Below are 10,069 nucleotides of genomic sequence, written 5' to 3' on the forward strand. Positions count from 1 at the left end.
CCGATGTTTATCCGGCGGCGCAAAGGGCAGGGCTTTTTCGGGACGACCCGCTCTGCGGGGGAGTGGTCACCGCAGGACGTGAAGAGAGTCTTTGGCATCCCGCGTTTACAAAACCCGGTTCCCGTGGTATGCATGGAAACAGAGAAGCGGCGTTGGCGATCGTTTCACCGAAGCGCTGACGCATTGACTGGATCCAGAGAAGATTTCTGCGAGGAGAGGATGCCCATGAAACGACTTGCCGTGCTCACGAGTGGTGGAGATTCTCCGGGCATGAACGCCGCGATTCGTGCCGTGACAAGGGCCGCGATCTACCGGAATCTCGATGTCATCGGTGTCCGCCGCGGTTATGAAGGACTTCTTGACGGCGATGTGATTCCCCTCACCAAGAGTTCCGTCGGTGGGATCATCCACCGGGGAGGGACGATCCTTCGCACGGCGAGATCCGAGCGGTTCAAGCGTCCCGAGGGGATCAACGAGGGGCTTTCCCGCCTCCGCTCCCTCGATGTGGACGGTCTCGTGGTCATCGGTGGGGACGGATCCTTTCGCGGTGCACAGGAACTTCACCTGAGGGGATTTCCTGTGGTGGGCATCCCCGGCACCATCGACAACGATCTCTGGGGGACGGATGCCACCATCGGCTTCGACACGGCGGTGAACACCGCCCTCGATGCGGTGGTGAAGCTGCGGGACACCGCAAGCAGTCACGACCGCCTCTTTGTCGTGGAGGTCATGGGGCGCCATTCCGGATGGATCGCGCTCTCCGTCGGCGTGGCGAGCGGCGCGGAACACGTGGTGATTCCCGAGGTTTCCTTCGAGTTGGGGCGGCTCTGCGACAAGCTCCACTACGCGAAGAAGCGGGGCAAGACGCACTCTCTCATCGTGCTCGCCGAAGGGGTCATGCCGGCCCAGGAGCTGGCGTCGCTGCTTTCCGACACGGCGGGGTACGATGCGCGCATCACCGTGCTGGGGCACATTCAGCGCGGCGGAGGGCCTTCCGCTGCGGACGCGATTCTGGCCTCCCGCCTCGGCGCCTTTGCGGTGGAGCGTCTCTGCGCAGGAGAGGGAGGCGTCATGGTGGGATGTGTGAACGGCGCGATGCAGGCCGTTCCTCTGGAAAAGACCTGGACCGAACGCAAGGAGCTTCCTCCGGAGCTGTTGGAGCTTGTGGAGATGCTCAGCATCTAGGGGATGTGCCCATTATGACCGATGTCGTGGTTCCCGTAGTACGGTGTGAGCCCAAGCTCGACGATGCGCAGTTTCTGGCCGTCGCGAAGGACGTGGCGGATTGCGTCGCCTCAGGAAGAACCGGGAGAGGCATCTCCGGCCTGGGAAGTGTGTCGGCGTGGCTTTCCGCGGTCGCTCTTCTGGAGAAGTCTGAACGGATTGTCGTAGTGACCGGATTTTTCGTTCCGGAAAAGGGGGGCTTGGCCTCGGAAGGCCCTGTCGCTTCCATTGGCCCTCGTGGTGCGGCGGAGACGGACGGGCCGCCGGGAGCGGTGATTCTGGGGCGGGCCCTCGTCCGCCTGGGGAAGGATGTTTCCCTCGTGACCGATGCGCTCTGCGCGCCCGCGTTGGAAGCCTGCTCCGCCGCCGTCGGGGGGCCTCCCGTGCGATGTGCCGCCGCCGGTGCGGAGGTGCTGGCGGAAGATCCCCGGGCGCTCGTGTTTCTCGAACGGCTTGGCCGCTCTGCGGACGGGCGGTACCGCAACATGCGGGGAGAGGACATTTCGGCGATCACACCGCCGCTCGACGATGCCGTGTCTCTCGCTCGGAAAGCGGGGATTCCTGTTCTGGCCATCGGAGACGGGGGCAACGAGGCTGGTATGGGAGCGTTGGGAGAGGGGCTTGTCAGGGCGGTTCCCGGCTTCTCCGCCGCTCTGAGCGTCGTCGCTGCCGACGTAGCTCTTCCCGTGGACGTCTCGAACTGGGGTGGTTACGGGCTCGCGGTGCTTCTTTCTCTGTGTTCCGGAAAACGGCTCGGCCATCTTCCCGGGGAGGAGCAGTCCATGCTCCGTGCCCTCGTTGCGGCGGGCGCCGTAGATGGGGTTACCAAGCGGTGTGAGCTCTCGGTGGACGGCCTTCCCCTGCGGGAGCATTGTCGTCTGGTGTGGCGGCTCGAAGACCTGCGCGTCCGGAGCAGCCCCGGTTGGTGAAGGTGCGAATGAAGGTCCGCCCCCCTAGGGGGGCGGACCTTCCGTTTTTCAGCGGACCGCCGGAGTTTTTCCGAGAATGCGGCGTTCGAGAAGCGGTACGAGCACAAGGGCGACGGCAGCGCCCACGCCGGTCTGAAGAAGATCCGTGGCGAACTCCACGGGAATCGCCGCACGCCCGTAGAGCACGCCTGCGGTGAGACTGTACCCGGAGGCCATGACCGCCGCGCCGGCGGCGAGAGCGATGTATCTGTTTCGGCGGGCGAGGCGTCCGACGAGATAGCCCTCGGCGCCCTTGATCACCGCAGTGATCGGTGCCCACAGGGGATAGCCCAGGACGAGATCGGCGATGGCGGCGCCGATGCCGCCTGCGGCGGCGCCGTATCTGCCGCCCAGGAGGATCGCCACGGTATAGATGACGCCCTCTCCGAGGTTGAAATAGATCCGGAATCCCGGAAGGGGAACGTGGATCATGGTGGCCACCGTTACGGCGGCGGCCAGGACCGCGCCGAGGGCGACGCTCCGTGCGGGATGGTCCTTTCTCGCGTTCATGAAAAATCCTCCTGTGTGTGAAAAAGAGTGTTTTCCTGCCGACCACGCATCCATTCTAGAGAGCTTTGTGTGAAAAAGGCAGATCCAGAGGATGCGCGAAAACGGGTCGTTCTGGACCTACCGAAGGGAGACCAGCGCGGAACCCGCTGAAATCGCTGCTTGCGGAGGGCGAAAGGAGCAGGTATACTACCTGGCGGGGCGCATGCGCGTGCAGCGTTCTTTTTGTGTGTTGTACGGCAGTGTGCAATGCATTTCCCACGCGAGGCGACATCTTCCGGTTCCATCCGAAAAAAGCGACGTCGAGACGCCGACGTTCTTGAGTCCGGATTCGAGACGACGGCTTCGTTTTCTTCGAGGAATCCGCATCGTTCCTTTCCGTCCGTCCCGTCTTCCCGACGTCGACGAGGAGTGGCGTCTATGCATTTTCCTTCCTGAAATTTCACGTTCCTGAAGAATGGAGGACTGGTTTTATGCGCTTTTTTCTGGATACGGCGAACCTTGAAGAGATTCGAAAAGGCGTCGCCTGGGGTGTCGTGAGCGGTGTCACCACGAATCCCACTCTCGTCGCCAGAGAGGAAGGGGTCGTGTTCGCCGACCGAATCCGCGAAATTTGTGCTCTCGTTGAAGGTCCGGTCAGTGCGGAAGTTCTTTCTCTCGATACCGAGGGTATGGTTGCCGAGGCGTTGCCCCTCGCTGCAATCGCTCCGAACGTTGTGGTGAAGATCCCCATGACCCCCGAGGGAATGGGAGCGGTACGCCGACTGACGGCAAAGGGAATCGCCACGAATGTGACGCTGGTCTTCTCTCCCCAGCAGGCCCTTCTCGCCGCGGCGGCGGGTGCGACCTACGTGAGTCCCTTTCTGGGAAGGCTCGACGATGTGGGAGAGCATGGCATCGGATTGGTGGAGGAGATCGCCGGCATCTACGATGTCCAGGGAATCGACACGGAGATCATCGCCGCGAGCGTCAGGCATCCCCGGCATGTGGCGGATGCGGCGGCGGCAGGAGCGCATATCGCCACTCTGCCTTTCAAGGTCCTCCGGCAGCTTTTCGATCATCCTCTCACCACGTCCGGCATCGAACGGTTCCTTGAGGACTGGAGACGCTCGAACAGATGCCCCGCATCGGAGAATGGAAGCCTCCATGGCTGATGCGCAGAACGCACAACCCCCGAAACAGGACGCGGTGCTTCCGCCGCAGCCCGATATGGAGGAAAACGGCTCGCTTGAGGCCGCCGAATCCGTCAAGGCCGGTACGGCCAGGCCGAAGCATTCTTTCGGTGCCCTTTGCGGCCTCAATGTGACGGAACTCCGGAAAGTCGCCAGAGAAGTGGGTGTCACGGGAGCGTCGGCGCTCCGCAAGGACGATCTGGTGGTGGCCATCCTCAAGGAGCAATCGGAGAAGATGGGACACCGTTTCGGGGGTGGAACGCTCGAAGTGCTCGCGGAGGGATACGGGTTTCTTCGTCCGAAGGGGCTTCTTCCGAGCGATCACGACATTTACGTCTCCGCGTCCCAGATCCGCCGGTTCGGGCTCCGCAACGGCGATGTCGTCTGGGGTGTCATTCGGGCTCCCAAGGACCAGGAGCATTACGAGGCGCTTCTCCGGGTCGAACTGGTGAATTTCTCGGACCCCGAAGCGGCAAGGAGGCGTCCCCATTTCGAGCATCTGGTCCCCATCTTTCCGAACCAACGCCTCCGTCTCGAGACGGAGGCTCGTCAGATCGCTCCACGCCTCGTAGATCTTTTCTCTCCCATCGGAAAAGGACAACGGGCCCTTCTTGTTTCTCCCCCGAAGGCCGGAAAAACAACGCTTCTCAAGCAGCTTGCCAACGCCATCACCACAAACCATCAGGAAGTCATCCTCATGGTTCTTCTCATCGACGAGCGTCCCGAGGAAGTCACGGACATGGCCCGCTCGGTGGACGGAGAGATCATCGCCTCCACTTTCGACCGGCCTGCGGAGGAGCACATGCGGGTGGCCAACCTTGCGTTGGAGAAGGCCAAGAGGCTCGTGGAGGTGGGGAAGGACGTGGTCCTTCTTCTCGACTCCATCACGCGCCTTGCCCGGGCGTCCAATCTGGTGGTTCCGCCTTCGGGACGGACCCTCTCGGGAGGCATGGACCCGGCGGCCCTCTATTTTCCCAAGCGGTTCTTCGGCGCTGCGCGAAACATAGAAGACGGGGGGAGTCTCACCATCATCGGAACGGCCCTCGTCGAGACCGGGAGCCGGATGGACGAAGTGATCTACGAAGAGTTCAAGGGTACCGGCAATATGGAAGTGCACCTCACCAGAAAACTCGCGGAGCAGCGTGTTTTCCCCGCCATCGACATCGCGCGTTCCGGAACGCGGCGGGAGGAACTGCTTCTCGGAGAGGACGAACTACAGCGGGTGTGGATTCTGCGGCGCCGCGTCGGCAGTGTGGACGAGGCGGAGGCGCTGGGCCTTATCATCGACAAGCTCAAGCAGGCATCCACGAACAGGGACTTTCTCAATACGATCAAGGGAGCCTGAGTTCTCGTCCGTGTTTTTTCCGCTCAGGCCGTCCACCAAGGGAGGGAATGCCTTGGCAAGGGTGCGAGAACGCATTTTCAAACGCAGAATTCGGGTGGGCCTCTGGGTCCTGGTGTTGTGCATGCTGAGCGGCACGGTGTATCTCTCCGTCGCTGCGGCGGAAAAAGCGGGTGCCAAAGGCATGTCTCCGCTGGCGGCGAAGATGCCCGGAGGCGAGGAATCCGGATACATCCTGGTGGATGTGTCTCCCCCCGGAGAGGAGGAGGGAGGTGCCGGACAGACGGCGCTGCTTCTCAAGGGAATAGGGCCTCTTCAGGCTGAAAGGCCCTTCGTTCTCAAGGAAGATGTGGTCCTCGAGGAAGTGGAGACCGGGGCGGATGCCCAGCGACCGACCGAGCCGGTGACCGGAGGGGGTACGGAACCGGAAGCGCTCTCCGGCGACGAGGAGGTGCGGCTGGAGGAAGAATCTCCGTCGTGGAATCGCCATGTGGTGGCTAACGGGGACACCCTCTCGGGGATCTCCGGAAAATATCAGATCGACGCGGCGCTCATCGTCAAGGCCAATGCGTTGAAGAACCCCGATCGTCTCAGCGTCGGACAGGAGCTTCTCATTCCGAAGAACCCCGAGGACGTGAACGCCGTCCTTGAGGAGCTGGAACGACGCAAACTGGAAGAGGAAGAAAAACGGCGCCAGGCGGAACCCGTGAAGTTCACGGACTATGCGGTGAGGCAGGGAGACAGCCTCTGGTCCATCGCGAGCGCCTTCGGCCTGGACATCAACACCCTTTTCGGCTGCAACGACCTCAAGGATCCGGACGTGCTCAAACCGGGGACGTCCATGCGCATTCCCAATCAGGACGGTGTGGTCTACAAGATCAAAAAGGGTGATTCCCTGAAAAAACTCGCCGAACGGTACGGCGTGCATCCCGAGGCCGTTCTTGCCGCCAACGGTCTGGGGAAGGACGCGGCGCTTCAGGAGGGGAAAAACGTCTTTCTTCCCGGGGCGAAGCCCATTACCGTGGTCCGCGAGGGCGGTGGCAGTGGTGCCTCCATCGCCGGATCGGGCGGACGCGTTACCGCGAGGGGGTTCGTCTGGCCTGTTCGTGGTCGGGTGAGCAGCCCCTTCGGCTGGCGAAGAGATCCTTTCACGAAACGTCGGGACTTCCACACGGGGATCGATGTTCGCGCTCCCCGGGGGCAGACCATCGTGGCATCCAAGAACGGCACAGTGGTCTTTGCCGGCTGGATGGGAGGATACGGCCGGGTGGTCGTGCTGAACCACGGCGGAGGGTACACGACCATTTACGCGCACTGCAACAGTCTTCTGGTGAAGAAGGGGCAGTCCGTCTCCCAGGGGAAGGCTATCGCCCGGGTCGGCGCGAGCGGAAGGGCCACGGGAACGCATCTCCACTTCGAGGTACGGGTGAACAACTCGCCGATCAATCCTATGCGGGTCTTGCGCTGAGGCGCTGCGCCGGAGGATCTTTCCGGGCCAGGAGGGCGCGTCTCTCCTGGCCCGCCGTTTTGTTGAGGAGGACGATGACCGTGGACAGTCCTCGGTGGACCAGTCTCAGATTGCATGATCGATGGAGCACGCTTCTGCTCCGATTCGGCTTTGAAAAGGGCGTCTCGGCCTGTCTCGGTGCACTCGGCCTCGCGGGAAGACAGGTCCGTGCCCTGGTTGTCGCCGCTCCGGACGAGGTCCGCTCCGAGTGGCGATCCGTCGCGTCCCGTTCCGTTCCGGATCCCGAGGATGTGCTCGAGCGGATCCGCCCTTTTCTCGAACGTCTCGTCTCGGCCAAGTATCCCTATAAACTCGCCTTGAAGGATGCACCGTCGCTTCTCGTCCCCATCCGGGACGGGGAGCGATTTTTCGGTGTGCTCGCCCTTTGGACGCTCTGGGGGAGAAAGCTCTCCGCGGTGGATCATCCCTATCTTGCCGATCTCGCTTCCCTGCTGGGAAAAGCCTGGGGACGGGAGCATCACATCGGCATTGTGGAGAGCGCGCTGCGGCTTTCCGGAACGGGAAACCTCCTGGGACAGATGCTCGAACGGGACGATGCCGATCCGCTCCGGTTCACCGGCGAGGCGTTGTTGCAGCTGCGACGGATCGTTCCCTTCTCCGCTTCTTCAGTATGGGGCATGGATTGGGAAAAATTTCAGGTGAAGCTTCTTCTGGCGGGGGAGGACGTTCCCTTCGACCTTTACGAGGAAGAATCCTTCCTTCTCGGCAGGGGACTTCGTGCCCTCGCCATGGAGCAGGATCGGGTGATTGTCTTCAGTGACCTCAAGGGGAACCGTTTCCGGGGGTATGCGGCCGTTCCGGCCCGAGGCGGAGACGATGCGTTCCGTCTCGTCGGAACGTTCGGTGCTGCGGAGGCTCATGTCTTTACCGGAAGACGGGTGGACTACCTGCGCACCTTCATGAACCGGCTGGCGGGGACGTGGTCCCTCTGGAGCCGGATGCAACGATGGAAGCAGGAAGCGCTCTTCGACGAGATCACGGGATTGAGAAACAAACGGTGCTGTCTGCGCGAATTCGAGGCGTCCTGGGAGCGGCACCGTCTTCGCGGCGGGGAATACGCGCTGGCCTTTTTCGATCTCGACCATTTCAAGACCGTGAACGACATGCATGGCCATGTCGCGGGGGACGTGGTTCTCGGCCGGTTCGGGGAAATACTCCGGCGGTACGCGGAACAGATGGGGATGCCCTGCCGCTTCGGAGGTGAGGAGTTCCTTTTGCTCATGCCCGGGACGTCTCTGAAAGATGCGGTGGTCGCATGTGAGAAAATCCGGAAGACACTGGCGTCAGAGGCGTGGAACACGCAATTCGGCAGGCTCCAGGTGACGGTGAGCTGCGGTATCTCGGAGGCCGTGCGTGATTGTGTTTCCGAGTCCCAGAACCTTTTGGCGCTTGCGGACGCACGGCTTTATGCGGCTAAGGGAAGAGGAAGGAACAGAATCGTTTTCAGTGACTGAAGCGCTGAGGCGCCTTGTAGGGGAGGAGAAGAGATGACGAAATTCATTTTTGTGACGGGTGGAGTGGTTTCTTCCTTGGGGAAGGGGATTACCGCCGCTTCGCTTGGGGTGCTTCTCAAGCGTCGGGGGCTTCGGGTTTCCGTGATCAAGATGGATCCCTATCTCAACGTGGATGCGGGGACGATGAATCCTTTTCAGCATGGAGAAGTGTTCGTCACCGAGGACGGTGCCGAGACGGACCTTGATCTCGGGCATTACGAGCGCTTTCTGGATCTGAGCCTCTCCTCCGACAACAATATCACCACGGGGAAAATCTATTCGTCCGTCATTGCCAAAGAGCGCAGGGGACGGTATCTTGGGGCGACGGTGCAGGTGATTCCCCATATTACCAACGAGATACAGGAGCACATCCTGAAGGTGGCGGACGGAAACGACGTGCTCATCGCCGAGATCGGCGGAACGGTGGGGGATATCGAGGGGCTTCCCTACCTCGAAGCTATCCGACAGGTGGCCGGGCGTGTCGGGCGAGGGAACGTGCTCTACTGCCATGTCACCCTCGTTCCGTTCATCGCTGCTGCGGGAGAACTGAAGACCAAGCCCACCCAGCACAGCGTGAACGAGCTGCGTCGCATCGGTATCCAGCCGGACATCATCGTCTGCCGGGCCCAGTTTCCTCTGGAAGGCGACATCAAGGACAAGATCGCGCTTTTCTGCAATGTTCGGAAGGAGGCCGTCGTGGAGGCTCTCGACGCATCCAGCATTTATCAAATTCCGTTGACCCTCCACGACCAGGGAGTGGATATGCTCGTGCTGCGGCAGCTTGGAATTTCCACGGCACAGGAACCCGATCTGATGGACTGGAGAGAATTCGATCATCGTTGCACCGATCCCGAATCGGAAGTCGAAATCGCCATGGTCGGGAAATACGTGAGCCACAAGGACGCCTACTTGAGCGTGGTGGAGGCGTTGCGGCATGCGGCGGCGGCGGGGGGCGCGAAGCTCGTGCTCCGGCATGTGGAGGCGGAGGATGTGGAGCGGGACGGCACCGAAAGGTGGCTTGCGGGCGTGCAGGGCATTCTCGTCCCCGGAGGGTTCGGAAGCCGAGGCATTGAAGGAAAGATCGCCGCGGCGGGATACGCGAGAACCAAGAAAATCCCCTTCTTCGGGCTCTGCCTCGGAATGCAGGTTGCGGTGGTGGAGTTCGCCCGGAATGTCTGTGGTATCGCCGCAGCACACAGCTCCGAAATCGATCCGGGTACGCCGAATCCCGTAATCCATCTTCTGGAAGAACAGAGGACGATTTCCGATCTGGGTGGTACCATGCGGTTGGGAGGATATACCTGCGAGCTCGTTCAGGGCAGCAGGTCCCACGAGGCGTACAAGAAGAGCGTGATTCGGGAACGGCATCGTCACCGCTACGAATTCAACAACGAGTACCGGGAGCGCCTGGCCCGGGAGGGGCTCATGACGGCGGGAGTTTGCCAGGGAAGGGATCTCGTGGAGATCGTGGAGTTGGAGGGACATCCCTGGTTTGTGGGTGTCCAGTTCCATCCGGAGTTCACGTCGCGTCCGGTTCGCCCCCATCCGCTCTTCCGGGATTTCGTCGCCGCGGCAATGAAAGTGACTGGAAAAGGTGCGCCTCAGGGGTGACGACAGAGCGCACCGAACGAGGAGGGATTCGAGTGAGGCAATGGAACAGGAAAATCAATGAGGTCGGGAAAATCCTCTTTGCGCTGTCCCTTTGCGCAGCGGTGCTCTTTGCCGTCGTTCCCGCGCGTGCGGACGAGGCGGGAGGGCAGCAGGAGACGCCCTTTCAGACCTTGGGACAGGTGGAGACGATTCTGCTCGGCAGCGTCCAGACGGGAGGACTCGTC

At 61.7% G+C, this 10,069-nt stretch carries 9 protein-coding genes; 8 read left to right on the plus strand and 1 reads right to left on the minus strand.

From position 1 onward, the window contains the following. Positions 1-225: 225 nt before the first annotated feature. Positions 226-1,185 (plus strand): 6-phosphofructokinase, encoded by a 960-nt coding sequence (gene pfkA / locus Q1K49_RS00310; RefSeq protein ID WP_300521416.1) that lies wholly within the window; start codon positions 226-228, stop codon positions 1,183-1,185. 14 nt (positions 1,186-1,199) lie between these two features. Continuing rightward, entirely contained in the window at positions 1,200-2,153 is a 954-nt protein-coding gene (locus tag Q1K49_RS00315) for a DUF4392 domain-containing protein (RefSeq protein WP_300521419.1), read from the plus strand. Positions 2,154-2,201: 48 nt separating this feature from the next. Here Q1K49_RS00315 and Q1K49_RS00320 read toward each other — a convergent pair whose 3' ends face one another. Beyond that, on the minus strand, positions 2,202-2,702 hold the full coding sequence (locus Q1K49_RS00320; RefSeq protein WP_300521422.1) for an ECF transporter S component: 501 nt from the start codon (positions 2,700-2,702) through the stop codon (positions 2,202-2,204). 470 nt (positions 2,703-3,172) lie between these two features. Here Q1K49_RS00320 and fsa point away from each other — a divergent pair, with 470 nt between their 5' ends. From fsa to Q1K49_RS00350, 6 genes are all read left to right on the plus strand, one after another. Beyond that, positions 3,173-3,853 carry a fructose-6-phosphate aldolase gene (fsa, locus tag Q1K49_RS00325; RefSeq protein ID WP_300521425.1) on the plus strand — a complete coding sequence of 227 codons (681 nt, stop codon included), beginning with the start codon at positions 3,173-3,175 and terminating at the stop codon, positions 3,851-3,853. 55 nt (positions 3,854-3,908) lie between these two features. After that, a complete protein-coding gene (gene rho / locus Q1K49_RS00330; protein ID WP_300521436.1) occupies positions 3,909-5,216 on the plus strand; it encodes a transcription termination factor Rho in 1,308 nt (435 codons plus the stop codon). Between the two features lie 61 nt (positions 5,217-5,277). Continuing rightward, positions 5,278-6,681 carry a LysM peptidoglycan-binding domain-containing M23 family metallopeptidase gene (locus Q1K49_RS00335; RefSeq protein ID WP_300521438.1) on the plus strand — a complete coding sequence of 468 codons (1,404 nt, stop codon included), beginning with the start codon at positions 5,278-5,280 and terminating at the stop codon, positions 6,679-6,681. 80 nt (positions 6,682-6,761) lie between these two features. Further along, positions 6,762-8,195 carry a GGDEF domain-containing protein gene (locus Q1K49_RS00340; protein WP_300521428.1) on the plus strand — a complete coding sequence of 478 codons (1,434 nt, stop codon included), beginning with the start codon at positions 6,762-6,764 and terminating at the stop codon, positions 8,193-8,195. Between the two features lie 33 nt (positions 8,196-8,228). Next, complete coding sequence (locus Q1K49_RS00345) at positions 8,229-9,845, plus strand: CTP synthase (protein ID WP_300521431.1); 1,617 nt, start codon at positions 8,229-8,231, stop codon at positions 9,843-9,845. 32 nt (positions 9,846-9,877) lie between these two features. Next, positions 9,878-10,069 (plus strand): hypothetical protein (locus tag Q1K49_RS00350; RefSeq protein WP_300521434.1); only part of this gene is annotated, 192 nt, incomplete at its 3' end.

The organism is Aminiphilus sp., assembly GCF_029975095.1.
GTDB lineage: Bacteria > Synergistota > Synergistia > Synergistales > Aminiphilaceae > Aminiphilus.